The sequence below is a fragment of the Pseudomonas sp. MEJ086 genome (assembly GCF_030209025.1).
Taxonomy (GTDB): domain Bacteria; phylum Pseudomonadota; class Gammaproteobacteria; order Pseudomonadales; family Pseudomonadaceae; genus Aquipseudomonas; species Aquipseudomonas fulva_A.
On sequence record NZ_JARVSV010000025.1, the window covers coordinates 38,267 to 64,682 of the forward strand.

The window sequence follows — 26,416 nt, forward strand, 5'->3', positions numbered from 1 at the left end:
GCCTCGAGGCTGCCTGGATGACCGTGTCGACGACGCGCTGGTAGCCATCCTGCATGGCGTTGAAGGCACCTGCCATCTGCCCGACTTCGTCGCGGCTCTGCAGGGGAACGCGTGCCGACAGGTCGCCGCTCCTCTCCACGTGCAGCATGACGTCCTTGAGGGTGTTGAGGTGGCTGAGCAGAAAGCGGATCAGCACCTGCGAGGCGCCGAGCAGCGCGAGCATCAGCAGGGCTACCGCCAGCGCATAGCTGCCGGCACGCTCGGCGAATACTTGCGCCAGGCTACGACCATATGCCGGTATCGCCACCCGTTCATCGCCGCCGCGCGCGCTGATCAGCACACCGATCAGCGGATCACTGCCGAACACGCCATCGTGGGGGAGCTCGACCCAACCGTGGGTGTTGCGCAGTGCGCCGGCGTTCGTGTTACCGGGCAGGCGTGGTGTCTCGCCGCTGGTGTACGGGATCAGATCAGCGCTGCCAGGCAGTTCGCCCTCGGCCGGCCAGGCGGCGATCAGGCGTGCCTGCCTTTGCGCCGCTTCGCGGGCTGCCTGGGCGAAGGTGTCCTGTTCCTGATGCATGGCGAACAGAACGAGCAGCAGGGTGGTGAAGAAGGCGACGGCGTTGACCGCCCAGAACTTGTGTTTCAGGGATACATCGCGAATCCAGACGGGCATGTTTTTCTGCTCTCGACATGAATGAGGTTGCTAGCAAGGCGCCATCATTCTTCCACGGGCAAAATGTCCATCCCTTGATGTGAGTCAATGACTCGAAAGCTGTGCGGTTGCATCCGGATCAACGGCGGTGGTCGCTCGGGCGCGTTGGCTGGTCATCCATTTTCTTCGTCGTCAGCTCGCTCGACGATCGGTGGCAGCGCAAAAAAGGCGCGGGCACAGGCGGTGGTGTGTCGTGCCACTTCGGCCACGGATTCCTGGCGATGCAGGGCCACCTCGCGCAATACCTCACTTAGGTAGGCAGGTTCGTTACGCCCGTTTTTCGGCTTGGGTCTGAGGCTGCGGGGGAGCAAGTAAGGGGCGTCACTTTCCAGCATCAGGCGGCCAGCGGGAATTTCCCTGACCAGCGGGTGCAGGTGGGCGCCGCGACGCTCGTCGCAGATCCAACCGGTGATACCGATGTGCAGATCCAGATCCAGGTAATCGAACAGCGCGCGCCGCTCGCCGGTGAAACAGTGCACGACTGCGGCTGGCAGGCGATCGCGGTAATCACGCAGGATCTGCGCGAAGCGTGGATGAGCGTCACGCTCGTGCAGAAACACCGGCATCTGCAACTCCACCGCCAGGCTGAGCTGCTCTTCCAGGGCTTTTTCCTGCTGCGGGCGTGGCGAGAAGTCTCGGTTGAAATCCAGACCGCATTCGCCCACGGCTCGTACCTGAGGCTCGGCCAGCAGGGCACGCAGGCTTCGCGAGTGGTCGCTGCTCCAGTCCCGCGCGTTGTGCGGGTGCAGACCAGCAGTACTGAACAGGCGGTCACCGCTCTCATCCAGTTGTCGGCAAAGCGCCAGGGCATGCTCGCTTTCCTCCAGACTGGTGCCGGTCAACACCAGTTGGCAGACGCCCGCCTCGAAGGCTCTTTCGAGCAAGGCCTGGCGCTGGTCATTGAAGCTTGCATGGGTCAGATTGACGCCGATGTCGATGAGTTGCATGGTGTGACCCTGTGAAACCTGAAGGCCGCAGCATAACAGAGCTTTTCTTGGCATCTAAAAAGCTATCGATTACAAAGAGTTGTGCGTTCTTTGTAATGTGAAACCAACAATTATTGGCGTCAGAACTCCGGCTGTGCGACTCTCCGCGCCCAGCTTTCGGCTGACCGCCACTGGCCGTCGGCCGGTTTTTCGCCTCCGGAGCGTCGATGTTGCGTGTCCTTCTTGTGCTGTGCATGTTGCTCTCGCTGCCGCTCTCGGCAGTGGCGCGCATTGCCGGCCCGGTGGAAGTGACCCAGCCAGCGGCGGTTCGTGATTTACCCAGCATTCGCAAGAGTGGCGAGCTGCGTGTACTGGTCAACCAGAGCCGCAACAGTTCTGGTGAGGTCAAAGGGCAGAGCATCGGTGTCGAATACCAGCGGCTGCGTGCCCTGGAGCAGTACCTCAACCGCAATGCGCGGGATGGTCGCAGCCTGCACCTGAAGATGATTCCCAAAGCCAAGGATCAATTGCTTGCCGCTCTACAGCGCGGCGAGGGTGACCTGGTGGCGCCGGGTGAGTTGCTCAGCAGCAAGGGTGGTGCGAGCGTCATCGCCAGTGAGGCGATTCGCCGTGATGTGCCGGTGGTGATCGTCGCGCGACAGGGCAATCGGCGCTATCAGCGTCTCGAACAACTGGCTGGGCGCAGCCTGTCGCTGCCGGTGGGGAGCATCGCCAAGGATGCCCTGCACGGCATCAACCTGAAACTCCAGGAGCGCAAGCTGCCGCCCATCGTGGTCGAGTGGGTGGATCCGACGCTCGCCGTCGAGGACGTGCTGGAGATGGTTCAGGCCGGTATCTTCGACTTCACTGCCGTGGAACTGCACATTGCCGAGCGTTGGGCCAAGGTGATGCCCAAGTTGCGGGTCGATCGCCATCTGGTGCTCGATGATCAGGGCGATATGCGCTGGTACATGCGCCGCGATGCGCCGATGCTCAGCGCCAGTGTCGATCGCTTTCTGGAAGGCTACCGGGTGCCCGATGATCAGGATGCTGCCTTTCAGCGTGTCTATCGGCGGCTTTACAAGGTGCACTCGCCCATGGGACGCACCGAAAGGCAACGCCTCGAGCGCGTGCGCCCGGTCTTGCAGCGCTATGCCGAACAGCATGATTTCGATTGGCTGGCGCTGGCCGCTCTGGCTTTCAAGGAGTCGACCCTGAATCCCGGTGCGCGGGGCAGCAGCGGTGCCACCGGGTTGATGCAGATCACCCCTGCGGCGGCGCGAAGTGTCGGTGTCAGCGATATCACGCGGGTGGAGAACAACGTGCAGGCCAGCGCCAAGTATCTGGCCAAGATTCGTCGCGGTTTCTTCAACAGCCCGCGCCTCAACGAGCGCGAGCGTATGGCCTTCGTGCTGGCGGGCTACAACCTCGGTCCGCAGCGGGTGCAGAGCCTGCGTGCGGAAGCCCGCAGGCGTGGCCTGAATCCGGATCAATGGTTCTTTCAGGTAGAGCGCGTCGCCATGGAAGAGCTGGGCATGGGCGTGGTCAGTTACGTCAATGCGGTGAACAAGTACTACCTGGCCTATGCGCGGGAGCGCTATTCCCTGGAGTCTGCTGCAAAGCAGGAAGTGAGCATGCGTAAGTGATCGATTGGTTCGATTTGTTTTAGCGGTTTTATTCGGTATTCATATTTGATAATTAAATTAATATGGCGCCATCTCACTCACATAGCAAAGGAATCGCCCCATGATCGCACTCATCAAATCCCTGGCAGCCACTCGTGCAGGCTATGGCCTGACCATCCTGCGGGTGCTGGTCGGCATCACCTTCGTGGCCCATGGCGCGCAGAAACTGTTCGGCTGGTTCGGCGGTTACGGCCTGGCGGGTGTCGCGCAGTGGATGGAAAGCATCGGCCTGGCGCCCGGCTACCTGATGGCGTTGATGGCCGGTAGTGCCGAGTTCTTCGGTGGTCTGGCGCTGATTATCGGCTTGCTGGTGCGCCCCGCTGCGGCGGTACTGACCTTCACCCTGTTGGTGGCCATCTTCTCCGTGCACATCGGTAACGGTTTCTTCATGAGCGACAACGGCTATGAATTCGCCCTGGCGCTGATGGCCGCTACGCTGGCACTGCTGATCGAAGGCGCTGGCCGTCTGTCTGTCGACAAGCGCATCGCCGGTTAAACGACGAGAATCGCTGAAAAGCCCGCTGATGCGGGCTTTCTTCGTTATTGACAGGGCGATCCGCAACTCTCTAGGATTGACGTCTGCGCCGATTTAAACAGCTACTTGCGGGGCGCCTCAGAGACTCTTCAACGACTCTCGAAATTCCGCTAAAGCGCTGGTTCGGTGTTGCCTCTCACCGCTGCCCAGCGGGATTTTCGAGGCGGAGACAACACCCATGACCTGCCCACAGGCCACCCAGATTCGTATCGCACCCATCACTTCCGGCCTGCTGCGGCGTAACCCGCGCATCCTGCTAGGTGGTACCCACCAGCCAACCCTGTTGCGCTACCTCGATGGCTGGCCGAGTCGCCGTGAGGGGCGTCGCGCCTTTCTCGTGCAGTTCGCCGAACACGGCGAATCGCTGCAACGCTTCGCCGCCGACAGCTTCGATTTCGCGGTGCTGCAGCGCCCGAGTGCCGAGGCGCTGGGCCAACTGACGCGTATCGCCCGACAGGGGCTGATCACCCTGCGCTGACTACGGATAGTCGATGGTGATGATGTACCAGTACTTGTCGCCGGTTGGCGTTTCCACGCGCACTTCGGCGTCCAGACCCTTGCCGATCAGCGCCCGCGCAAGCGGTGAGTCGATGCTGATCAGGTTGAGCTTCAGGTCGAGTTCGTCGGGGCCGACGATGCGGTAGCACGAGGCGTTGCCGTCTTCATCTTCCAGGGTCACCCAGGCGCCGAAGTAGACCTTGTCCGGGTCGCTCGGGCGGGTATCGACCACCTTGAGCTTTTCCAGGCGCTTGGTGAGAAAGCGCACGCGGCTGTCGATTTCCCGCAGCATTTTCTTGCCGTAGGTGTATTCCGCGTTCTCGGAGCGGTCACCCTGGGCAGCTGCCTCGCTGACCGAGCGCGTCACCTCGGGGCGGCGTACGTGCCAGAGTTCGTGCAGCTCTGCGCGCAGACGCGCCTCACCTTCGGGGGTGATGAGGGGCGTTCCGGCGGCGCGGGGTGGGCGGTATCGGCTCATGCTGGGCTCGGTCTGGTGCGGATGCGCAGTCTATCAACCCTCGCGCAGAACGGTGAGAGGGCTGGCATCGAGCGAGCGCCGCGTGCCGAGAACGCCTGCGGTGGCGACCAGCAGCGCGCCGATCAGCGGCAGCAACAGCAGCCACGGATGCGGTTGCCAGGCCATCTGGAAGGCGTAGCGGTAGAGCAGGAAGCTGACCAGTTCACAACCCAGGGCCGCCAGCAGGCCGCTGGTTGCACCGAGCAGGCCGAACTCGGCGCGGCGTGCCTGGATCAGCAGCTTGCGTTCCGCACCCAGAGCGCGTAACAGGGCGCCCTGGTGAATGCGTTCATCCAGCGTCGATTGCAGGCCGGCGAACAGCACGGCCAGGCCAGCCGCCAGGACGAACAGCAGGACGAACTCGATGGCGATGGTGACCTGGGCGAGGATGCTGCGCAGTTGATTGAGCAGCGCCTCTACCTGCAGCAGGGTGACCGACGGGAATGCGCGCGACAGCTCGACCAGTTGCCGCTCCTGCTGTGGCGGCAGGTAGAAGCTGGTCAGGTAGGTAACAGGCAGATCCTGCAAGGTGCCAGGCTCGAAGATCATGAAGAAGTTGGGCTGGAAGTTGTTCCAGTCGACTTCACGCAGGCTGGTCACCAGCGCATCGCGGTTGACGCCACCCACGGTGAACGTCAGCCGGTCGCCCAGCTTGATCTGCAAGCTTTCCGCCAACTCGTCTTCCACCGATACGCCGGGCAGTTCCTGGCTCTTGTCGCCTGTCCACCACTGGCCCGCGGTGAGGGTATTGCCCTCCGGCAGGTCGGCGCCCCAGGTCAGGCTAAGGTCGCGACGTACCGCGCGCTCGCCACGGGAGTCCTTGCTGACGTACTGACGAACCGGATCGCCGTTGACCATCACCAATCGGCCCGGCACCACCGGGTAGAGCGGCGCGGGGTGGGGGGACAACTGCTCCAGGCGTGCGGCGAACGCGTCCCGCTCGGCAGGCAGTACATTCAGTGCGAAATGGTTGGGGGCATCGGCAGGCAATTGGTCCTGCCAGGTGTCCAGCAGTTCGCCGCGCAGCAGAGCGATCAGAGCCATGGCCAGCAGGATCAGGCCGAAGGCCAGGGATTGCCCCGCGGCAGCCAGAGGCCTGCGCAGCAGTTGGCCGAGCCCCAGGCGCCACGGCAGCGAGGCGCGAGCCAAGAGGCGGCGCAGGCTCTGCAAGCCGAGCAGCAACAGACCGCCGAGCAGTAGCGCAGTGACCAGGCCGCCGCCGAGCAGTGCCAGGGTCAATGGCAAATCCAGACTCAGGCGCCACATGATCAGCCCGAGGGCGAGCAGGGCGGTGCCGTACACCAGCCAGGAGCTGGCTGGCACCGGCAGCATGTCGCGACGCAGCACGCGCAGTGGCGGCACACGGCCGAGAGCGGCCAAAGGCGGCAGGGCGAAACCGGCCAGTGCCACCAGGCCCGTGGCGATGCCGGCCAGCGCCGGCCACAAGCCGCCGGGTGGAATCTGTGTCGGCAGCAAACCCTGCAGCAGTTGGAACAGCAACTGTTGGGCGAGCCAGCCGAGCAGGGCACCGCTGAGGCTGGCGACCAGGCCGAGAATCGCCAGTTGCAGACTGAACAGGCCAAGTGCCTGGCGACGTGACAAGCCCAGGCAGCGCAGCAAGGCGCTGGCGTCGAAGCGACGGCTGGCGAAGCGCGCAGCGGACAACGCCACGGCGACCCCGGCCAGCAGAACGGCGGCCAGGCTGGCCAGATTCAGATAGCGTTCGGCGCGATCGAGGGCACTGCCGACGCTGCGGCTGCCATCGCGGGCGTCATCGAAGCGCTGGTGGGCGGCCAGGTCTGGTTCGAGGGCCTGGCGGTAGCTGGCCAGGGCGTCGCTCGAGCCATTCCATTGTTCGATGTAGCGGACTCGACTGCCTGGTTGCACCACGCGGGTGGCGGGCAGGTCGTCCAGGTGCATCAGCACATGGGGCGTCAGGCTGTAGAAGTCGCCGGCTTCATCCGGCAGGTAGGTCAGGACGCGGGTCAGGCGCAGTGTCTTGGCGCCGACTTCGATGTCGTCCCCGGTTTTCAGATTCAGGGCAGCCAGCAGGCGCGCCTCGGCCCAGACCTCACCCGGGCGTGGACCCTGGCTCACAGCCTCCTCGGCGTAGGGCTCGGCAGCGCTCTTCAGTTCGCCGCGCAACGGGTAGCCATTGCCGGCAGCTTTGACGCTGGCCAGCTGGATGCCTTCGTCGCTGGCGATCACGCTGGAGAACTCGACCACCTGGGCGTGTTCCAGACCCCGTGACGTGCCTGCGTCGATCTGCTCGGCAGATGCCGGCGCGCTGCCGCGCAGAATCAGGTCGGCACCGAGGAACTCGGTCGCACGCAAGCTCATGCCTTCATTCAGGCGAGCGCCGAAATAGCCGATGGCGGTACTCGACGCGACGGCGATCAGCAAGGCGAAGAACAGCACGCGCAACTCGCCGGCACGTGCATCGCGCAGCAGTTGCCGGCCTGCGAGCGACAGCAGGCTGAAGAAGGACAGGGATTTCATCAGGCGTTCACCGGTGCCACGAGGTGGCCACCCTCCAGACGGATCAGGCGCTGGCAGCGGGCCGCCAGGCGTTCATCGTGGGTGACCAGTACCAGGGTGGCGCCACGCTCCTGATTGAGCTCGAACAGCAGGTCGCTGATCCGCTCGCCGGTGTGGCTGTCCAGGTTGCCGGTGGGCTCATCGGCGAACAGCACATCCGGATCGGCAGCAAAGGCGCGGGCGATGGCGACCCGCTGCTGTTCACCACCAGATAGCTGGCGCGGAGTATGGGTCAGACGTGCGCCCAGGCCGACCCGCTCGAGCAGTTGCGTGGCGCGCTGGCGGGCATCGCTTCGACCTTCGAGCTCCAGCGGCAGCATGACGTTCTCCAGCGCATTGAGGCTGTCGAGCAACTGAAAGGACTGGAACACGAAGCCGACGTGCTCGGCACGCACACGGGCGCGCTCATCCTCGCCCAGGCTGCCCAGATCGTTATCGGCCAGCAGGATGCGCCCGCTGCTTGGCAGGTCGAGCCCGGCCAGCAGGCCAAGCAGGGTGGATTTGCCAGATCCCGAGCTACCGACGATGGCCAGACTGCCACCTTTTTCCAATTCCAGTGAAAGGTCGTGCAGGATGGTCAACTCGCCTTCCGCGCTGGAAACCACTTTGTTAAGGTTCCGCGCAGACAGAATGCTTGAGCTCATGAGGAATCCGATGCGTGCGATATGGAAGGGGACCGTTCTCGGCCTGCTGCTGTTGGGACAGATTGCGGTACAGATGGCGCAGGCGGGGACCGTACTGGTCGTCGGCGATAGTATCAGTGCGGCTTTTGGCATGGATACCCGCCAGGGCTGGGTTCATCTGCTCGATGAGCGCCTGCAGAGCGAGGGTTTCGAGCATCGACTGGTGAATGCCTCGATCAGCGGCGACACCAGTGCTGGCGGTGCCGCGCGGCTGCCGGCGCTGCTTGCAGAGCACAAGCCGGATCTGGTTGTGGTGGAGCTGGGGGGCAATGATGGCTTGCGCGGGCTGCCTCCAAGCCAATTGCAACAGAATCTTGCGTCGATGATCGATGCGTCCCGCGAGGCTGGCGCCAAGGTACTGTTGCTGGGGATGCGCATTCCGCCCAACTACGGGGAGCGCTATACCAGCGCTTTTGCCAAGGTGTACGACGACCTGGCGGCAGAGAAGGATGTGCCACTGGTGCCATTTCTTCTCGAGGGGGTGGGTGGTGTCGACACGCTGATGCAGGACGATGGCGTGCATCCCGCCGTGGAGGCGCAGCCGATGCTGCTGGAGAATGTTTGGCCCACCCTGAAACCGTTGCTCTGACGGGCTTTTCCACTGGCGGAGTTTCGGCTAATGTGGCGCCCCCGCCCTGGAGCCCCCAATGCTGCGACCCGTCTGGTCTCTGTACGCCTATCAACTGATCGAGCCTGACGAACAGCTCGATCTGTTCGCCTGCCGTGAGGTTCGGGTGCACCTGGTCGCTCGGCAGTTGGAGCTCGGTGGCTATGCCGACCGCACGCTATGTGGCGGCCTGCTGCCTGCGCAGCCGCTGTGGCGCGATCTGCAGCGGGAGATGTTGCAGGATCGGCGGCTGTGTCCGGCGTGCCGGGCGACGCTCGAGGCGCAACGGCGCGGAGATCGCCCGGCCTGGCCGGGGCGCTGAGCCGGGCAGCGGTATACACTTCACGCCTCACCATCATTTCCAACCTCAAGGGTTTCCTGCATGTCGCCGCGCGTTTCAGCTCTCGCTCGCTGTCTGTCGTTGAGTGCTTTCTGTCTGGCAGGTTCTACTGTCGCGATGGAATTGCCGCTGCCGCCGCCTGGCGAGGATGTGGTGGGCGAGATTCAGGTGATCAAGGCGCGCTACGAAGACACCTTCGCCGATATCGGTACCGCCAATGATCTGGGTTATCTGGAAATGGTCGCCGCCAACCCCGGTGTCGATGCCTGGTTGCCGGGCGAGGGCACGGATATCGTGCTGCCGACGCGTTTCATCCTGCCGCCGGGGCCGCGTGAAGGCATCGTCATCAACCTCGCCGAGTACCGTCTTTACTATTTTCCGAAAGGCCAGAACGTCGTCTACACCTACCCGCTGGGAATCGGTCGTGAGGGCTGGAGCTCGCCGGTTACCGACGCGCGCATCACTGCGAAAACACCGAACCCCGGCTGGTACCCACCGCAATCGATCCGCGATGAACACGCCGCTGACGGTGATCCATTGCCCAGTTACGTGCCGCCAGGTCCGGACAATCCGCTGGGGCCCTACAAAATGTCGCTTTCGGTGCCGGGTTACCTGATCCATGGTTCGAACAAGAAATTCGGTATCGGCATGCGAGTCAGCCATGGCTGTTTCCGCATGCTCAACAACAACGTGCTAGAACTGGCTGGCAAGGTGCCGGTTGGCACGCCGGTGCGCATCATCGACGAGCCCTACAAGTTTGGCGTGAGCAACGGCAAGGTCTATCTCGAAGCCCATGCGCCGCTGGAGGCGGAAGAGGGCGCTGTGCTCGGTGACCAGCATGCGGCGGTGGTCAATGCGCTGATCAAGCGCAGTGATCTGAACGCGCAGAATCTGGATTGGGCTGTGGTGCGTGACGTGGTGGCTGCACAGGATGGGTTGCCGATCGAGATTGCCGCGCCGCGTGATGGCGTCATTCAGGCGCAGTCACCGGCTCTCTGAGGTGGTCAGCCATCGAGCGACCGTTGTTGTTCAGCGGCTGCTCCAGAGGCGCCAGTACGGCGAGTGCTGCAGCAACGAAAAAACCGGCCATTGGGCCGGTTTTTTCGTTAGCCCTGGGGCTATTACTTGCGGCTGGCTTTTTCCAGCATACGCAGAGCGCGCTCGTTGGCTTCGTCAGCAGTTTGCTGAGCCTTCTGAGCAGCGGCCAGCGCTTCGTCAGCCTTGCGGTAGGCTTCGTCGGCACGGGCTTGCGAGCGAGCTGCTGCGTCTTCGGTTGCAGTCAGGCGGGCTTCGGTTTCTTTGGTAACGCTGCTGCAACCGGTAGCCAGAACTGCGGCCAGAGCCAGAGCAGAGAATTTCAGAACGTTGTTCATCGTGTTCCCCTTGGGGTAAGTTTTTTGCTTGTTGAAGCCACATCCCGAACCCGGAAAATGACCGGCGTACATACTACCTGTAACTTTTAGTAAGTAAACGGACGACGAGCAAGGGTTCCGGTTTTTTTACGCCTGCCGCGCTTGCCGGCAATTAACGGAGTTCGCGGCATTGCTCGCTTGTTCAACGAATGTGCAAGGTGAACGATGGACGAATCACTCTGATCGATTTGCCAGGTGCGGCCAGTACGGATTTCGCCTTGCCCTTTATCATCTAGAATGGCTTTATATCCTATTGTTACCGGATGTGCGCAGGCCACAATGGCCGGATGTCGATGTCCGACCCAATCGAGAGGAGTAGTAATGAGCGAGCCACTGTCCATTCACCATGACCTTGCTGGTCACCAGTTCGAGACCACAGTGGATGGTGATCGCGCTTACCTCTCGTACATGGACCTGGGTAAACAGACGCTGGATATCTATCGGACTTTCGTTCCCAACTCGCTGCGTGGGCGCGGCATCGCGGCAGCCCTCACCAAAACGGCCCTCGACTACGCCGAGCGCATGGGCTACACGGTGATTCCGTCCTGCTCCTACGTGGAGCGTTACATGGCACGCCTCGAAGGCTCCACCGAACAGCGCTGAACGCAGGCACTGCGAACGAAAACGCCGGGCATCTGCCCGGCGTTTTCATTGCTGCGCCTGGTTAGCCGCGCCTGCGCTTGGGCAGTACGTCCTTGAGTTTGACGTGCATGCTGCGCAGGGTCTTCTCGGTACTTTCCCAATCGATGCAGGCGTCGGTAATCGAAACACCGTACTTGAGCTGCTGCAGGTCTTTGGGGATCGACTGGCTGCCCCAGCCCAGATGGCTTTCGACCATCAGACCGACGATCGACTGGTTGCCTTCGAGGATCTGATTGGCGACGTTGTCCATCACCAGAGGCTGCAGGGCCGGGTCCTTGTTGGAGTTGGCGTGGCTGCAGTCGACCATGATGTTCGGCTGGATACCGGCCTTGTTCAGTTCCTGTTCGCAGATGGCCACGCTGACCGAATCATAGTTCGGCTTGCCGTTGCCACCGCGCAGCACCACGTGACCGTAGGCGTTGCCCTTGGTGGTGACGATCGAGACGCCGCCCTGCTGGTTGATGCCCAGGAAGCGGTGTGGGCTGGAAACCGATTGCAGGGCGTTGATGGCGACGGTAAGGCCGCCGTCGGTGCCGTTCTTGAAGCCGACGGCCGACGACAGGCCCGAAGCCATTTCGCGGTGTGTCTGGGATTCGGTGGTGCGCGCGCCAATGGCGGACCAGCTGATCAGATCCTGCAGGTACTGCGGCGAGATCGGGTCCAGCGCTTCGGTGGCGGTGGGCAGGCCCATTTCCGCGAGGTCGAGCAGCAGTTTGCGACCGATATGCAGGCCATCCTGGATCTTGAACGAGTCGTCGAGGTACGGATCGTTGATCAGGCCCTTCCAGCCGACGGTGGTGCGTGGCTTCTCGAAGTAGACGCGCATCACCAGATACAGGGTGTCGGAAACCTCTTCGGCCAGAACCTTCAGGCGCTCGGCGTATTCATGAGCCGCCTTGATGTCGTGGATGGAGCAGGGGCCGACGACCACGAACAGGCGGTGATCCTTGCCGTCGAGGATGTCGCGCACTACCTGGCGGCCTGCGGAAACCGTGCGTTGAGCACTCTCGGTCAGCGGAATCTCGAGCTTGATCTGCTCGGGGGTGATCAGGGTTTCGTTGGAGGCGACGTTAAGGTCGTTAATCGGTAAATCAGCCATCGTGCTTTTCATCAATTGCGTCATCGGGTCACGGGAGCCGGCCGCCAGCGATCCCCGTGCAGCGGGCACAGCATTATGGGCACAGCGGGGAAGCCGAACCTTAGCGCGTTAGCGCCCGGCTAGACAATGAAATTTAGGACGCAGGAGCGCTAAAACTGGCAGCGTGCTGCTCCCGCCATTCCTTGGCGATGAGCTCCAGCGGGAGTGCCTGACCGACCTGCTGCTCGCGGTGCCTGCGGTATTGTTCGATACGACACACCTGTTCGACCATGTAGGCGCGCAGCCCGGTGTCGTGGCCACTGAAGGCGACGCCGACCAGATAGGCATCGGACTGTTTGCTGCACCAGGCGACGAGGCCGGGGTAGGATGCCTGCTCACCCAACAGCGGAATGTGCAGCTCCACCGCAGTTCCTTGCGAAATGGGACGGGTCGAGTGGCAGGCCGCGCCACCGAGGCCGATATTGTCGAGGCGTTGCCACGGGTTGGGGGCTTGCCTGCGTAATCGCAATTCCACCGGCAGATCACTGTTATGACGAAGAAAGCGACGCATGAAAGACCACTCTGGCTGCCAGCAAATGGATAGTGCCCGGACCAGTATAGCCACTGAATTGGAACTGTCGGATTTTGATGCCGATCAGCGATTACTGAGCCTGCCGGGGATTTCACTGGTGATCTTCACCAGTCCCGGGTGTGCCGCCTGCCGTTATGCGCGTGAGCGGCTGCCGTTGTTTTCCGTGCCTGTCGATCGACTGGCGTGGATCGATGCGGGTGACAACAACGGTCTGGTTCAACGCTATGACGTGTTCCATCTGCCAGCCATGTTTCTGGTTCGTGATGGGGGCTTCCATGGCCCGCTGCACAGCCGGCTCGCCGCTGTCGAACTGCACCATGCCATAGACGAGGCGCTTGGCCGCGAGCCCCAGGAACTGCCCTGATTCACGGCTTCCATCAGAGCGATAGCCCCTAGTCATTAATACTAAACGACTGCCCGCCACCCACTTGTGAAAGCTGCTGCTAAGCTCAAGCGAGGCGCCGCCGTGTCGGCAGTCGGGGAGGCCCCATGATTCGCTCGATTCTCTATGCAACCGATCTCGGCCTTTATGCACCTTATGTCTTGCAGCACGCGCTGGCCATGGCCCGCAGCTTCAAGGCGCGCCTCTACGTGGTGCACGTGGTCGAGCCGATGGGGCTGTTTGCCGAGTCGGTCCTGCAAACCTATGTGGACGAGGCGCGTCTCAAGGAATTGCGCAGCACCGGGCTGGATACGGTGATGAACAGCATCGAGCTGCGTGTGCTCGAGGGCTTTCGCGATGAGCTGGGCGACAACCGTGATGACCTCGACCTGATCGGCTCCGTGCGAGTGCTGCGGGGCGATCCACCGATCTCCATTCTCGAGGAGGCGCAGAAACTCGGTGTGGATCTGCTGGTCGTAGGCAGTCACAGCCATGGCGCAGCGCTGGAGGTACCGATGGGCAGGACGGCGTCGAGATTGCTGCAATTGTCCGATGTGCCGGTGTATCTGGTGCCCATGTTGCAACACCGCTCTCGTTACGAATGATCGCCGCGCGAACCGAATAAAAAATCTATATTTACTGTCTCAACCATTAATATGGTTATATATCGAGCCGACGATCAGGCTGCCTATCCGCTTTGAGGGATTTATATGAAGCTTCAGCAATTGCGCTACATCTGGGAAGTCGCGCACCATGACCTCAACGTCTCGGCCACGGCGCAGAGCCTCTATACCTCGCAGCCGGGTATCAGCAAGCAGATTCGTCTGCTCGAGGACGAGTTGGGCGTGGAAGTCTTCGCCCGCAGCGGCAAGCACCTGACGCGCGTCACTCCAGCGGGTGAGCGGATCATCACCACGGCCGGTGAGATCCTGCGCAAGGTCGAGAGCATCAAGCAGATCGCCCAGGAGTTCTCCAACGAGAAGAAGGGCACGCTGTCCATCGCGACCACTCACACCCAGGCACGTTATGCGCTGCCGCCGGTGATCAGCAGTTTCATCAAGCAGTACCCGGAAGTCGCCCTGCACATGCATCAGGGCACGCCGACGCAGATTTCCGAGATGGCCGCCGACGGCACCGTCGATTTCGCCATCGCCACCGAAGGTCTCGAGCTGTTCAACGATCTGGTGATGATGCCTTGTTATCGCTGGAATCGCTGCGTGATCGTGCCTCAGGGGCATCCATTGGCGAAGTTGCCCAAGCTGACCCTGGAGGCACTGGCCGAGCACGAGATCGTTACCTACACCTTCGGTTTCACCGGTCGTTCCAAGCTCGACGAAGCATTCAGTCATCGCGGCCTCACCCCCAAGGTGGTGTTCACCGCGGCCGACGCCGACGTGATCAAGACTTACGTACGCCTTGGCCTCGGTGTCGGCATCGTGGCCAAGATGGCCGTCGATTCGACCCTCGACCCGGACCTCGTGGTGCTCGATGCCAGTGAACTGTTCGAGTCCAGCGTGACCAAGATCGGCTTCCGTCGTGGCACCTTCCTGCGTGGCTTCATGTGCGACTTCATCGAGAAGTTCGCCCCGCACCTGACCCGAGACGTTCTGGCCAAGGCCGTGCAGTGCCACAACAAGGTCGAGCTCGAAGAGCTGTTCAAGGGCGTGGAACTGCCGCTGCACTGATCGCTGTGGCAAACGAAAATGGCGCCCGTGGGCGCCATTTTCTTGCGTGCCGAGATCAGTGGCTCAGGTGCAGGCCGCACTCACGGTTGTCTTCGCCCTTGGTGGGGTCGAAGTAGTCGAAGTTGTTCGGCAGACCGTGGGCGGTAAGGTACTGATACAGGTCCTTGGACGACCAGTGCAGCAGCGGCGCGACCTTGATCAGGCCATCCGGGTTGATGCTGACCGGCTGCATCTGTGCGCGCACGGCCGTGTCGGTGGCGCGCAGCGCCGTGAACCAGACGCTCGGTGCGGTTTCGCGCAGCGCACGGGCGAAGGGCTCCAGCTTGACCTCTTCGGTGAACGCCGCATGGCGCGGATCATCCAGTGCCGGTGTCGGGCCGTCGATGGCTTCGCGGTGAGCGCGGCTGCGCTTGGGCAGGTAGGTGATCAGGTTGAGGCCGAGCTGGCGGGTCACTTCGTCAGCGAACCTGTAGGTGGCGTCGGTGTTGTAGCCGCTGTCCATCCACACGATCGGGATGTCGGCCTTGGCCTGGCTGACCATGTGCAGGATGACGGCCTCGAACGGGCGGAAGTTGGTGGTGCAGATCGCTGGTTTACCCAGGCCGATCGCCCACTCGATCAGCTTTTCCGGCTGATTGGCGAATTCGGCGTTGAGTCTGTCCAGGTCGAGATCCATTGCGGGCTCCAGAGCATGTGGATGAGAGTGGCGATGGTAGCAAATCTGCGTGCTGGGCGGCGGCCGTATCGTCAAGGTGCCTTGGCTTCTGTAAAGTTGCCGGCAACTTTCAAGCCCAACGTAGGAGTGTGCCGTGGAAATCGCTTGCCTCGATCTGGAAGGGGTACTGGTCCCCGAGATCTGGATCGCCTTCGCCGAGAAGACTGGAATCGAATCCCTCAAGGCGACCACCCGGGACATTCCCGACTACGATGTCTTGATGAAGCAGCGCCTGCGTATCCTCGACGAGCATGGTCTGAAACTCTCGGATATCCAGGAAGTGATCGCCACGCTCGAGCCGCTGGAGGGCGCCGTCGAATTCGTCGACTGGCTGCGCGAGCGTTTCCAGGTGGTGATCCTTTCGGACACCTTCTATGAGTTCTCTCAGCCGCTGATGCGTCAATTGGGCTTTCCGACCCTGCTGTGCCATCGCCTGATCACCGACGAGACCGACCGTGTCGTGGACTACCAACTGCGACAGAAGGATCCCAAGCGTCAATCGGTATTGGCCTTCAAGAGCCTCTACTACCGTGTGATCGCAGCCGGCGACTCCTACAATGACACCACCATGCTCAGCGAGGCCCATGCCGGCATCCTGTTCCATGCGCCGGAAAACGTGATCCGTGAATTTCCGCAGTTCCCGGCCGTGCACACATACGCGGACCTGAAGAACGAGTTCCTCAAGGCGTCCAATCGTCAGCTGAGTCTGTAACAGGATTGCCTGCTGCCGACGGGCGTCGGCAGCAGGGCAGGGCTCAGATTTCAGCCACTGGAACGTGGCCGAACAGTTCCTGAGAGAAGCGCGTGCGCTCTTCGGCGTTTTCCTGGATGCCCTTGGCGGCCAGTTCTTCCAGGCGAGCCTCCACCGCATGGGCGCGATGGGTCAGGCCGCAATCGTTGGCGATCTGGATGTTCAGGCCGGGGCGGGCGTTGAGCTCGAGAATCAGCGGGCCCTTGTCCTGGTCCAGCACCATATCCACGCCAATGTAGCCCAGGCCGCACAGCTCGTAGCAGCCGGCGGCGAGCTTCATGAAGCCATCCCAGTTCGGCAACTGCACGCCGTCCACCGCGTTGGTGGTGTCCGGGTGCTTGGTGATCTTGTTGTTCAGCCAAGTGCCGCGCAGGGTCACGCCGGTTGCCAGATCCACGCCGACGCCGATGGCGCCTTGGTGGAGGTTGGCCTTGCCGCCCGACTGGCGGGTCGGCAGGCGCAGCATGGCCATCACCGGATAGCCCATCAGCACGATGATGCGGATATCCGGCACGCCTTCGTAGCTGATGCTCTTGAAGATGGCGTCCGGGGTCACCCGGTATTCGATCAGGGCACGATCGCGGTGTCCGCCGAGGGAGTAAAGCCCCGAGAGGATGCTGGAGATCTGCTGCTCGATTTCGGAGTGGCTGACGATCTTGCCCGACACCGTCTTGAAGCGATCCTCGAAGCGGTCGGCGATCACCAGAATGCCGTCTCCGCCGGCACCCTGGGCCGGCTTGACGACGAAATCGCTGCGCTCGCCGATGATCTTGTCGAGGTTGTCGATTTCCTTCTCGGTGGAGATCACCCCGTACATTTCCGGCACGTGAATGCCGGCCTGAATCGCCCGCTCCTTGGTGATGATCTTGTCGTCGACGATGGGGTACAGGTGCCGTTTGTTGTACTTCAGCACGTAGTCCGCATTGCGTCGGTTGATGCCCATGATGCCTTTGGCTTCAAGGGCCTTCCAGGTTTTCCAGAGACCTAGCATTGGCTCAATCCTTCAGGAAGGCTTTGAAGCGGAACAGTTCGGTCAGGCGGTAGCCGCGGTAGCGACCCATCGCCAGCATGAAGCCCACCAGAATCAGCAGAATTGCCGGGAAGGTGAAGACGAAGTAGACCAGTTCCGGCACGCTCATCAGCAGGTGCGCGATGGTGGCGGCGAACAGGGTGCCGATGGCGACCTTGAAGGCATGACCACCGCCACGTTCCTCCCAGGTGATCGACAGACGCTCGATGGTCATGGTCAGGATCACCATCGGGAACAGCGCCACGGACAGGCCGCGTTCCAGGCCGAGCTTGTGACTGAACAGGCTGATGGTGGCGATCAGCACGACCACGAAGGTCAATACCACCGACAGGCGTGGCAGCATCTGCAGCTTCAGGTGCTCCAGATAGGAGCGCAGCGAGAGGCCGAGAGCGGTGATTACCGTGAACAGGAAGATGCCGAAGCCCAGCTGGGTCTCACGGAAGGCCAGGGCGATCAGCACCGGGGTGAAGGTACCCAGGGTCTGCAGGCCGCCGAGGTTGCGCAGGATCAGGATGACCAGCACGCCGATGGGGATCATCACCATGATCATGAAGGTCTGCTGGGTCTGCAGCGGCAGGCCGTACAGCGAATACTCCAGGAAGTCGGCGTCGGTGTTCTCGTCGGTCAGCTGAGCGAGGCGGATGGCGTTCATCTCGCTGTTGTTGAGGGTAAAGGTGGTGGTTGCCTGACGGCCGCCATCGAGGGTGACCAGCGGCTCGTCACCCGTCCACCAGACCAGGCGATCGCTCGGCAGGCCTTGCTCCCCGGTTTCCGGGTTGAAGTACAGCCAGCGGTCGCCGTTGAAGCTGCGCAGCCAAAGCTCCGGGCTCTGCTGAATGTCGGCTGCCAGGCGAATGGTGTGTACGCGCTCCATCGGTACGTGGGCGATGGACAGCAGCAGTTCGACGGCCTGGGCCTTCTTGGTCGTCGAGGCATCGCCGCCGAGCAGCAGCTTGGCGTTGTCGTCATTGGTGTTGTTGACGCGCTTGATGGTCTCGCTGATGAAGGTCTCGACGTCGGCCGAGTGCTGGCGAATCGGCGCCAGCAGCGCTTCTGCCGCGATCTTCTCGGGACCTTCTACCGGAATGCTGTCACGGAAGATCGGCCCTTTGGCCTTGGCCTGCTCGCCGCTGTAGCGCTTGGTCAGCACCAGACGGTAATAAAGAGTCTGCTTGCCGCTGGCACGGCGCGCCGACCAGGTCACCTTGCGGTTGCTGTCGGCACGGTTGACGCTCACACCATAGTTGTTGGAGATGAAGCTCTCGTTGAGGCTGACGTAATCCTGATTCAGGGGCGGCACGAACATCTGCAGCTTGATCGGGTCACGACCATTGGCCTGGAATTCAACGCGGGTGTCGATGTTCCACAGGTCATCGGTCTCGTCGCTGCTGACCGGAATGCCAAGCACGAATATCTGATAGGCCGTAATCGCGATCCCCAGGCTCACCAGGATGGTGATGAGGACTTTCAGGTGCAGGGTGAGAGAGCGCATGGGATTACTCGCCGGATTTTGCGGTGGTACAGGCAGGTTTCCCTGCTGCGTATTTCAAACTTGGGTCGATCAGGGCGTCGAAGCGTTTGAGCGCATCGGAGCCGATCAGTAGCGGGTATTGAAAGGCGCTACGATCGGTAAGGTTCACCTCGATCTGGCGCCTGACCCCGCCCATGCAGACGTCCAGCTCGACGACCGGGCGCGCGGTGTAGGTCTTCTCGTCATCCGAATCGACATCGCCGGCTCGCCGCTTGATCTTGCTGATGCGCGCCAATGGACGTTCGATCGGGTGCGCATGGGCATCGTCGATGGCCAGATAGAACCGCACCCAGCGCTCGCCGTCACGCTTGAAGCGTTCGATGTCACGAGCGCTGAGCGAAGCGGTCTGGGCGCCGGTATCGAGCTTGGCGGCCACCTCCACGTCGATGTCGAGGCTGACGTATTCGTTCAGGCCGTAGATGGTCTTGTCCGCTGCCACGGCGAAGCCGGGCAGGAGCAATAGGCAGAAAAGCAGGGGAAGGGGCTTGAGTCTCATAAATCCTGTCGGGTGGATCGCGATCGGTAGAGCGAATCTCGGGCAGGGCCGCCGTTCGCTGGCTTGGAGTCTAGCAGGCGCCCTGAGACACCCCGTCCAGGCATGGATGGCGCGCATTCTAACATGGGGTTTTTCCGTGGTGACAGACGGTTTTCCGCCTTTCTATGTCTGCCTGTTATTGGTCGCGCTTATGGCAGTGCTGGGCCTATTGTCGACAATGCGATTTTTGATTTGTGTGTTCATGGCTTTTTATCTATCGTTGCTGAACGAAATTCTATCGATGTGTCGACAATATGCGGGAGTCAAGTGTGTTTGCCCTGACCGCCGAGCAGGATGCGGAGACTCGCTCCGAACAGGTATTTCGCCGTATCCAGGCGGCCATCGTGAAAGGCGAGATCGCCCCCGGCAGCAAAATCTCCGAACCCGAACTGGCGCGCACCTACGGGATCAGTCGGGGCCCGCTGCGCGAGGCGATTCATCGCCTTGAGGGGCAGCGCCTGCTGGTGCGTATTCCTCACGTTGGCGCGCGAGTGGTATCGCTCGACCGTGACGAGCTGATCGAGCTCTACGAAATCCGTGAATCGCTCGAGGGCATGGCCTGTCGCCTAGCTGCCGAGCGCATGAGCGAAGCCGAGATCGACGATCTGCGCCGCGTGCTGGATACCCACGAGCGCGATGAGGCCTTCCAGGCTGGCGTGGGCTACTACCAGCAGGAAGGGGATTTCGACTTCCATTATCGGATCATCCACGGCAGCGGCAACCGTACCCTGGTGAAGATGCTCTGCGGCGAGCTCTATCAACTGGTGCGCATGTACCGCATCCAGTTTTCCGCCACGCCCAACCGCCCACCCCAGGCGTTCGCCGAACACCACCGTATTCTCGATGCCATCGCCGATCGTGACGGCGAACTGGCAGAGCTGCTGATGCGTCGTCACATCGGTGCATCCAGACGCAATATCGAGCGTCACTATCAAGGCGCCCATCCTTCCACCGTGAAATCCCGAGGAACGTCATGAGTCAGAGCACGCCAGGCCGGCGCTTTCGCGATGCGATCGCCAGTGAACAGCCGCTGCAAGTCGTCGGTGCCATCAATGCCAACCATGCACTGCTGGCCAAGCGCGCCGGTTTCAAGGCCATCTATCTTTCCGGTGGTGGGGTCGCGGCCGGGTCGCTGGGGCTGCCGGATCTGGGTATCAACACCCTGGACGACGTATTGATCGATGTGCGTCGTATCACCGACGTGTGCGATTTGCCGCTGCTGGTCGATATCGACACGGGCTTCGGCCCGTCAGCTTTCAACATCGAGCGCACCATCAAGAGCCTGATCAAGGCCGGTGCTGCCGCTGCGCACATCGAGGATCAGGTGGGTGCCAAGCGTTGTGGCCATCGCCCCGGCAAGGAAATCGTCTCGCTCGAGGAAATGGTCGACCGCGTGAAGGCCGCCGCAGATGCCAAAACCGACCCGAATTTCTTTCTGATCGCCCGTACCGATGCCATTCAGGCCGAAGGGGTGGAGGCTGCCATAGAGCGCTGCCAGCGTTACGTCGAAGCGGGCGCCGACGGCATCTTCGCCGAAGCGGCTTATGACCTGCCGACTTACCAGCGCTTTGTCGATGCCCTGAAGGTGCCGGTACTGGCCAACATCACCGAGTTCGGTGCCACGCCATTGTTCACCCGGGACGAGCTCGCTTCGGCAGGCGTGGCCATCCAGCTCTATCCGCTGTCTGCCTTCCGCGCAGCCAACAAGGCCGCTGAAACGGTTTATTCCGCCATTCGCCAGGATGGCCATCAGCAGGCTGTCATCGAGCTGATGCAAACCCGTGCTGAACTGTACGAGCGCATTGGCTACCACGCCTTCGAGCAGAAGCTGGATGCGTTATTCGCTGCAAAGAAGTGATTATCCGGCAGGGCCGCACGGCGCCCCGCTCATAACAATAAATAGTCCCCAGTGGCTGAGAGGAGATACCGATGACTGCTACCGATAATGCCGTCCCCGGCTTCAAACCGAAGAAGTCCGTTGCCCTCAGCGGTACGGCTGCCGGCAATACCGCGCTGTGCACCGTCGGCCGTACCGGCAATGACCTGCACTACCGTGGCTATGACATCCTCGATGTCGCCACCACCTGCGAGTTCGAGGAAATCGCCCATTTGCTGGTGCACGGCAAGCTGCCGACGGCTGCCGAGTTGGCTGGCTACAAGGCGAAACTCAAGGCGTTGCGTGGTCTGCCAGCCGCGCTGAAAACTGCGCTGGAGCAGTTGCCGCCTTCTGCCCATCCGATGGATGTGATGCGCACGGGCGTATCGGTCCTGGGCTGCCTGATGCCGGAGAAGGACGACCATAATCACCCTGGTGCCCGCGACATTGCCGACAAGCTGATGGCCTCGCTCGGCTCGATGCTGCTCTATTGGTACCACTTCAGCCACAACGGCAAGCGTATCGAGGTCGAGACCGACGACGATTCCATCGGTGGCCACTTTCTCCATCTGTTGCACGGTGAAGCGCCCGGCGAGTCCTGGGTGCGCGCCATGCACACCTCGCTGATCCTGTATGCCGAGCACGAATTCAACGCCTCGACCTTTACCACCCGGGTGATCGCCGGTACCGGCTCGGACATGTTCTCCGCCATCGCCGGCGGTATTGGCGCCTTGCGTGGGCCGAAACACGGCGGTGCAAACGAGGTGGCCTTCGAGATCCAGAAACGCTATGACACGCCGGACGAAGCCGAGGCCGATATCCGCGCGCGGGTCGAGAAAAAAGAAGTGGTGATCGGCTTCGGCCACCCGGTCTACACCGTGAGTGACCCGCGCAACAAGGTGATCAAGGAAGTCGCCCGCGAGCTGTCGGCCGAGCAGGGCAACAGCAAGATGTTCGATATTGCCGAGCGTCTGGAAACCATCATGTGGGACATCAAGAAGATGTTCCCCAACCTCGACTGGTTCAGTGCCGTCAGCTACCACACCATGGGCGTGCCCACTGCCATGTTCACGCCGCTGTTCGTCATTGCCCGCACGTCGGGCTGGGCCAGCCATGTCATCGAGCAACGCATCGACGGCAAGATCATCCGCCCGAGCGCCAACTACACAGGCCCCGAAGACCTGACGTTCGTGCCGCTCAAGGATCGCCAATAACATGACCACGACCGTGAATACCCAGTACCGCAAGGCACTGGCGGGCACTGCGCTGGATTACTTCGATGCCCGCGAGGCGATCGATGCGATCCGGCCTGGTGCCTACGCCAAGCTGCCCTATACCTCCCGCGTGCTGGCAGAACAGCTGGTGCGCCGCTGCGAGCCGGGCCTGCTCACCGACGCACTCAAGCAGCTGATCGAGCGCAAGCGCGATCTGGATTTTCCGTGGTACCCGGCGCGCGTGGTCTGCCATGACATTCTTGGCCAGACCGCACTGGTCGATTTGGCCGGCTTGCGCGATGCCATCGCGCAAAGGGGCGGCGACCCCGCCAAGGTCAACCCGGTGGTGCCGACCCAGCTGATCGTCGACCATTCCCTGGCCGTCGAGGCGGCGGGCTTCGACCCCGATGCCTTCGAGAAGAACCGCGCCATCGAGGATCGTCGCAACGAGGATCGCTTCCATTTCATCGAGTGGACCAAGACGGCGTTCAAGAACGTCGATGTGATCCCGGCTGGCAACGGCATCATGCATCAGATCAACCTGGAGAAAATGAGCCCGGTGATTCAGGCGCGTGGTGGACTGGCGTTCCCTGACACCTGTGTCGGCACCGACTCGCATACCCCGCACGTCGACGCGCTGGGCGTGATCGCCATCGGTGTCGGCGGCCTGGAAGCGGAGACCGTGATGCTCGGTCATCCGTCGATGATGCGCCTGCCCGATATCGTCGGTGTCGAACTCACGGGCAAGCGTCGACCTGGCATCACCGCCACGGACATCGTCCTGGCCATTACCGAGTTCCTGCGCAAGGAACGCGTGGTGGGCGCCTGGGTGGAGTTCTTTGGCGACGGGGCGGATAGCCTGTCCATCGGCGACCGGGCGACCATCTCCAACATGTGCCCGGAATATGGCGCCACGGCAGCGATGTTCTACATCGATCAGCAGACCATCGAGTACCTCACGCTCACCGGTCGCGAGCCCGAGCAGGTGGCGTTGGTGGAGCATTACGCGAAGACCCTTGGGCTCTGGAGCAGCGCGCTGAAAACCGCCGAGTACGAGCGCGTGCTGACATTCGACCTGAGTAGCGTGGTGCGCAACATGGCCGGCCCGAGCAACCCGCACAAACGCTTGCCAACCTCGGCATTGCAGGAGCGGGGTATCGCTGACGGTGCCAAGCTGGCGTCAGCCAGAGCCGAGGAAGCCGGCGGGCAATTGCCCGATGGTGCGGTGATCATCGCTGCCATCACCAGTTGCACCAATACCTCGAACCCGCGAAACGTGATCGCCGCTGGCCTTGTGGCGAAAAAGGCCAATGCTCTGGGCCTGGTTCGCAAGCCATGGGTGAAGACGTCATTCGCGCCTGGCTCCAAGGTCGCCCGGCTGTACCTGGAAGAGGCGGGGTTGCTGACCGAGCTGGAGCAGCTCGGTTTTGGCATCGTCGCTTACGCCTGCACCACCTGTAACGGTATGTCTGGCGCGCTGGAGCCGAACATCCAGCAGGAAATCATCGCGCGTGATCTGTATGCCACGGCCGTGCTGTCGGGCAACCGTAACTTCGATGGGCGTATCCACCCCTACGCCAAGCAGGCTTTTCTGGCTTCGCCGCCGCTGGTGGTGGCATACGCCATCGCCGGCACCGTGCGCTTCGATATCGAGCAGGATGTGCTGGGCTACGATCAGGTTGGCAGCCCGATCACGCTCAAGGATCTGTGGCCGAGCGACGAAGAAATCGACGCCATCGTCGCCACTGCGGTGAAGCCGGAGCAGTTCAAGCAGGTCTACATTCCGATGTTCGATCTGGGCACCGTGCAGGAAGCCGAAAGTCCGCTTTACGAATGGCGCCCGACGTCCACCTACATCCGTCGGCCACCCTACTGGGAAGGCGCCCTGGCGGGGGAACGCACCCTCAAGGGCATGCGTCCGCTGGCGATCCTGCCGGACAACATCACCACCGATCACCTGTCGCCCTCGAATGCCATCCTGGCCGATTCGGCCGCTGGCGAGTACCTGACGAAAATGGGCTTGCCAGAGGAGGACTTCAATTCCTATGCCACCCACCGCGGCGACCATCTGACCGCGCAGCGTGCGACCTTCGCCAATCCGCAACTGGTCAACGAGATGGCCGTTGTCGATGGCCAGGTGAAAAAGGGCTCGCTGGCTCGCGTCGAGCCGCAAGGTACGGTAATGCGCATGTGGGAAGCGATCGAAACCTACATGAACCGCAAGCAGAACCTGATCATCGTTGCCGGCGCCGACTATGGCCAGGGCTCTTCCCGAGACTGGGCGGCCAAGGGGGTGCGCCTGGCGGGCGTGGAAGTGATCGTCGCCGAAGGTTTCGAGCGCATCCACCGTACCAATCTGGTGGGCATGGGCGTGCTGCCGGTGGAGTTCAAGCCGGGCACCACGCGCCTGACCCTCGGCCTGGATGGCACCGAAACCTATGACATCGAAGGCGAGCCCTCGCCAGGCTGCGATCTGACACTGATCATCCATCGCGGCGAGGCTGGCGTGGTCAGGGTTCCGGTGACCTGTCGCCTGGACACGGCCGCCGAGGTGAAGGTCTACAACGCCGGGGGCGTGTTGCAGCGTTTTGCCAAGGATTTCCTCGAAGGCGCCGTGGCTTGATCCCCAGGGTGGAGCGGGCGCTTGGCTGGCGCCTTTCCATCCTGCTTCAGGCTTCCAGAGTCGATCTTCGAAGGGGTATCCGCCCGACGTTCTTTCATTGTTCAGCCAGGACGAATCATGGCTTATCAACAGCAAATCAAAATCCCCGCTACTTACATGCGTGGCGGCACCAGCAAGGGCGTGTTCTTCCGTCTGGACGATCTTCCCGAGCGCTGCCAGGTGCCGGGTCAGGCTCGCGACAAGCTGTTCATGCGCGTCATCGGCAGCCCCGATCCGTATTGCGCGCATATCGATGGCATGGGCGGTGCCACCTCCAGTACCAGCAAATGCGTGATTCTGGCCAAGAGCAGCCGGCCTGACCACGACGTGGATTACCTCTACGGTCAGGTGTCCATCGACAAGGCCTTCGTCGACTGGAGTGGCAACTGCGGCAACCTCTCCACCGCTGCGGGCGCATTCGCCTTGCATGCCGGGCTCATCGACCCGGTGCGCATTCCGCAAAACGGCACCTGCGTGGTGCGCATCTGGCAGGCCAATATCCACAAGACCATCATTGCCCACGTTCCAGTCAGCGACGGCCAGGTTCAGGAAACCGGCGACTTCGAGCTCGACGGGGTGACCTTTCCGGCCGCGGAGATCGTGCTCGAGTTTCTCGAGCCGTCAGACGACGGCGAGGAGGGGGGCTCGATGTTCCCGACCGGCAATCTGGTCGATGACCTTGAAGTGCCCGGTGTCGGCACCTTCAAGGCCACCATGATCAGTGCCGGCATTCCCACGGTATTCGTCAACGCCGAGGACATCGGCTACCTGGGCACCGAGTTGCGCGAAGCCATCAATGGCGACCCGGCGCAGCTCGCGCGCTTCGAGAAGATCCGCGTGGCAGGCGCCCTGCGCATGGGCCTGATCAAGACCGCTGAAGAGGCGGCGACCCGGCAGCACACGCCGAAAATCGCTTTCGTCAGCCCACCGAAATCGTACACGTCATCGAGTGGCAGAACGGTCGACGCCGCGGAGGTGGACCTGCTCGTGCGAGCGCTGTCCATGGGCAAACTGCACCATGCGATGATGGGCACGGCTGCGGTCGCCATCGGCACGGCGGCAGCCATTCCCGGCACATTGGTGAATCTGGCGGCGGGTGGTGGCGAGCGCAGTGCGGTGCGTTTCGGTCATCCGTCCGGCACGCTGCGGGTGGGCGCCGAGGCCCGCCAAGATGGCGAGCATTGGCAGGTGACCAAGGCCATCATGAGCCGCAGCGCGCGGGTATTGATGGAGGGCTGGGTGCGCGTACCAGGCGACGCTTTCTAGT

General features: G+C 62.1%; 27 protein-coding genes and 1 pseudogene. 16 read left to right on the forward strand and 12 right to left on the reverse strand.

Translation table 11 applies throughout. The features are described 5' to 3' along the window. Positions 1-58: 58 nt before the first annotated feature. A pseudogene (locus tag QRN22_RS26680) lies at positions 59-676 on the reverse strand (HAMP domain-containing protein); the annotation flags it as partial. A 152-nt stretch (positions 677-828) separates the two neighbouring features. After that, positions 829-1,662: a TatD family hydrolase gene (locus QRN22_RS16350; protein ID WP_042553784.1), complete on the reverse strand. Its 834-nt coding sequence runs from the start codon at positions 1,660-1,662 to the stop codon at positions 829-831. Positions 1,663-1,868: 206 nt separating this feature from the next. Here QRN22_RS16350 and QRN22_RS16355 point away from each other — a divergent pair, with 206 nt between their 5' ends. The 3 genes from QRN22_RS16355 to QRN22_RS16365 all read left to right on the forward strand — a co-directional run bounded on the left by QRN22_RS16355 (position 1,869) and on the right by QRN22_RS16365 (position 4,339). Continuing rightward, positions 1,869-3,287, forward strand: coding sequence for an MltF family protein (locus QRN22_RS16355; protein WP_042553783.1), 1,419 nt, complete (start codon positions 1,869-1,871; stop codon positions 3,285-3,287). A gap of 100 nt (positions 3,288-3,387) precedes the next feature. Continuing rightward, entirely contained in the window at positions 3,388-3,822 is a 435-nt protein-coding gene (locus QRN22_RS16360; RefSeq protein WP_042553782.1) for a DoxX family protein, read from the forward strand. Positions 3,823-4,039: 217 nt separating this feature from the next. Next, positions 4,040-4,339 carry a hypothetical protein gene (locus QRN22_RS16365; RefSeq protein ID WP_042553781.1) on the forward strand — a complete coding sequence of 100 codons (300 nt, stop codon included), beginning with the start codon at positions 4,040-4,042 and terminating at the stop codon, positions 4,337-4,339. Here the strand turns inward: QRN22_RS16365 and greB are convergent, their stop codons facing one another. Genes greB through QRN22_RS16380 form a run of 3 tightly spaced genes read right to left on the reverse strand, consistent with a single transcriptional unit; the run spans position 4,340 to position 8,058 of the window. Beyond that, positions 4,340-4,837 (reverse strand): transcription elongation factor GreB, encoded by a 498-nt coding sequence (gene greB / locus QRN22_RS16370; protein WP_042553780.1) that lies wholly within the window; start codon positions 4,835-4,837, stop codon positions 4,340-4,342. It lies immediately after the preceding gene. Positions 4,838-4,870: 33 nt separating this feature from the next. Beyond that, positions 4,871-7,375: an ABC transporter permease gene (locus tag QRN22_RS16375; protein WP_042553779.1), complete on the reverse strand. Its 2,505-nt coding sequence runs from the start codon at positions 7,373-7,375 to the stop codon at positions 4,871-4,873. Next, on the reverse strand, positions 7,375-8,058 hold the full coding sequence (locus QRN22_RS16380; protein WP_042553778.1) for an ABC transporter ATP-binding protein: 684 nt from the start codon (positions 8,056-8,058) through the stop codon (positions 7,375-7,377). Before QRN22_RS16380 ends, QRN22_RS16375 begins: the two co-directional genes overlap by 1 nt. Before the next feature lie 10 nt (positions 8,059-8,068). On the opposite strand from QRN22_RS16380, the gene QRN22_RS16385 reads away from it, so the two are divergent. From QRN22_RS16385 to QRN22_RS16395, 3 genes are read left to right on the forward strand one after another with little or no spacing between them, the layout of a single operon-like run. After that, the gene (locus tag QRN22_RS16385) at positions 8,069-8,686 is read left to right on the forward strand and encodes an arylesterase (protein WP_042553777.1); all 618 of its coding nucleotides are present in this window, start codon (positions 8,069-8,071) and stop codon (positions 8,684-8,686) included. 58 nt (positions 8,687-8,744) lie between these two features. Then, positions 8,745-9,026 carry a hypothetical protein gene (locus QRN22_RS16390; RefSeq protein ID WP_042553776.1) on the forward strand — a complete coding sequence of 94 codons (282 nt, stop codon included), beginning with the start codon at positions 8,745-8,747 and terminating at the stop codon, positions 9,024-9,026. Positions 9,027-9,086: 60 nt separating this feature from the next. Further along, positions 9,087-10,043 (forward strand): L,D-transpeptidase family protein, encoded by a 957-nt coding sequence (locus QRN22_RS16395; protein ID WP_042553775.1) that lies wholly within the window; start codon positions 9,087-9,089, stop codon positions 10,041-10,043. A 122-nt stretch (positions 10,044-10,165) separates the two neighbouring features. Here the strand turns inward: QRN22_RS16395 and oprI are convergent, their stop codons facing one another. Continuing rightward, complete coding sequence (gene oprI, locus QRN22_RS16400) at positions 10,166-10,417, reverse strand: outer membrane lipoprotei OprI (RefSeq protein WP_042553774.1); 252 nt, start codon at positions 10,415-10,417, stop codon at positions 10,166-10,168. A 360-nt stretch (positions 10,418-10,777) separates the two neighbouring features. Here oprI and QRN22_RS16405 point away from each other — a divergent pair, with 360 nt between their 5' ends. Further along, complete coding sequence (locus QRN22_RS16405) at positions 10,778-11,059, forward strand: GNAT family N-acetyltransferase (RefSeq protein ID WP_042553773.1); 282 nt, start codon at positions 10,778-10,780, stop codon at positions 11,057-11,059. A 61-nt stretch (positions 11,060-11,120) separates the two neighbouring features. Here QRN22_RS16405 and QRN22_RS16410 read toward each other — a convergent pair whose 3' ends face one another. After that, a complete protein-coding gene (locus tag QRN22_RS16410) occupies positions 11,121-12,197 on the reverse strand; it encodes a 3-deoxy-7-phosphoheptulonate synthase (RefSeq protein WP_042553772.1) in 1,077 nt (358 codons plus the stop codon). Between the two features lie 133 nt (positions 12,198-12,330). Next, positions 12,331-12,747, reverse strand: a complete 417-nt coding sequence (locus tag QRN22_RS16415) for a PilZ domain-containing protein (protein ID WP_042553771.1) — start codon at positions 12,745-12,747, stop codon at positions 12,331-12,333. Between QRN22_RS16415 and QRN22_RS16420 the strand changes: the two genes are divergently transcribed. The 3 genes from QRN22_RS16420 (at position 12,746) to cysB (ending at position 14,835) form a co-directional block, all read left to right on the forward strand. Next, complete coding sequence (locus QRN22_RS16420; protein WP_042553770.1) at positions 12,746-13,132, forward strand: thioredoxin family protein; 387 nt, start codon at positions 12,746-12,748, stop codon at positions 13,130-13,132. The two genes, QRN22_RS16415 and QRN22_RS16420, sit on opposite strands and share 2 nt — an antisense overlap. Before the next feature lie 125 nt (positions 13,133-13,257). Continuing rightward, positions 13,258-13,755 (forward strand): universal stress protein, encoded by a 498-nt coding sequence (locus tag QRN22_RS16425; RefSeq protein WP_042553769.1) that lies wholly within the window; start codon positions 13,258-13,260, stop codon positions 13,753-13,755. A gap of 105 nt (positions 13,756-13,860) precedes the next feature. Continuing rightward, entirely contained in the window at positions 13,861-14,835 is a 975-nt protein-coding gene (cysB, locus tag QRN22_RS16430) for an HTH-type transcriptional regulator CysB (RefSeq protein ID WP_042553768.1), read from the forward strand. 55 nt (positions 14,836-14,890) lie between these two features. Here the strand turns inward: cysB and QRN22_RS16435 are convergent, their stop codons facing one another. Next, a complete protein-coding gene (locus QRN22_RS16435) occupies positions 14,891-15,511 on the reverse strand; it encodes a phosphoadenosine phosphosulfate reductase domain-containing protein (protein ID WP_042553767.1) in 621 nt (206 codons plus the stop codon). A 133-nt stretch (positions 15,512-15,644) separates the two neighbouring features. Between QRN22_RS16435 and thrH the strand changes: the two genes are divergently transcribed. Continuing rightward, positions 15,645-16,262, forward strand: a complete 618-nt coding sequence (thrH, locus tag QRN22_RS16440; RefSeq protein ID WP_042553766.1) for a bifunctional phosphoserine phosphatase/homoserine phosphotransferase ThrH — start codon at positions 15,645-15,647, stop codon at positions 16,260-16,262. Between the two features lie 43 nt (positions 16,263-16,305). On the opposite strand, the gene QRN22_RS16445 is transcribed toward thrH, so the two are convergent. From QRN22_RS16445 to rloA, 3 genes are read right to left on the reverse strand one after another with little or no spacing between them, the layout of a single operon-like run. Next, positions 16,306-17,292, reverse strand: a complete 987-nt coding sequence (locus QRN22_RS16445) for an alpha-L-glutamate ligase-like protein (RefSeq protein ID WP_042553765.1) — start codon at positions 17,290-17,292, stop codon at positions 16,306-16,308. Between the two features lie 4 nt (positions 17,293-17,296). Further along, positions 17,297-18,823, reverse strand: a complete 1,527-nt coding sequence (gene rloB, locus QRN22_RS16450) for an osmotic stress tolerance membrane protein RloB (RefSeq protein WP_042553764.1) — start codon at positions 18,821-18,823, stop codon at positions 17,297-17,299. A gap of 4 nt (positions 18,824-18,827) precedes the next feature. Beyond that, a complete protein-coding gene (rloA, locus tag QRN22_RS16455; protein WP_042553763.1) occupies positions 18,828-19,358 on the reverse strand; it encodes a retropepsin-like aspartic peptidase RloA in 531 nt (176 codons plus the stop codon). Between the two features lie 308 nt (positions 19,359-19,666). Here rloA and QRN22_RS16460 point away from each other — a divergent pair, with 308 nt between their 5' ends. The 5 genes from QRN22_RS16460 (at position 19,667) to prpF (ending at position 26,415) form a co-directional block, all read left to right on the forward strand. Then, entirely contained in the window at positions 19,667-20,374 is a 708-nt protein-coding gene (locus QRN22_RS16460) for a GntR family transcriptional regulator (RefSeq protein WP_231570154.1), read from the forward strand. Next, on the forward strand, positions 20,371-21,255 hold the full coding sequence (prpB, locus tag QRN22_RS16465; RefSeq protein WP_042553761.1) for a methylisocitrate lyase: 885 nt from the start codon (positions 20,371-20,373) through the stop codon (positions 21,253-21,255). The genes QRN22_RS16460 and prpB overlap by 4 nt, the downstream gene beginning before the upstream one ends. A 71-nt stretch (positions 21,256-21,326) precedes the next feature. Beyond that, on the forward strand, positions 21,327-22,487 hold the full coding sequence (gene prpC / locus QRN22_RS16470; protein WP_042553760.1) for a bifunctional 2-methylcitrate synthase/citrate synthase: 1,161 nt from the start codon (positions 21,327-21,329) through the stop codon (positions 22,485-22,487). Positions 22,488-22,500: 13 nt separating this feature from the next. Continuing rightward, complete coding sequence (gene acnD, locus QRN22_RS16475) at positions 22,501-25,110, forward strand: Fe/S-dependent 2-methylisocitrate dehydratase AcnD (protein WP_042553831.1); 2,610 nt, start codon at positions 22,501-22,503, stop codon at positions 25,108-25,110. Positions 25,111-25,227: 117 nt separating this feature from the next. Continuing rightward, positions 25,228-26,415, forward strand: coding sequence for a 2-methylaconitate cis-trans isomerase PrpF (gene prpF / locus QRN22_RS16480; RefSeq protein ID WP_042553759.1), 1,188 nt, complete (start codon positions 25,228-25,230; stop codon positions 26,413-26,415). Position 26,416: the final 1 nt, after the last annotated feature.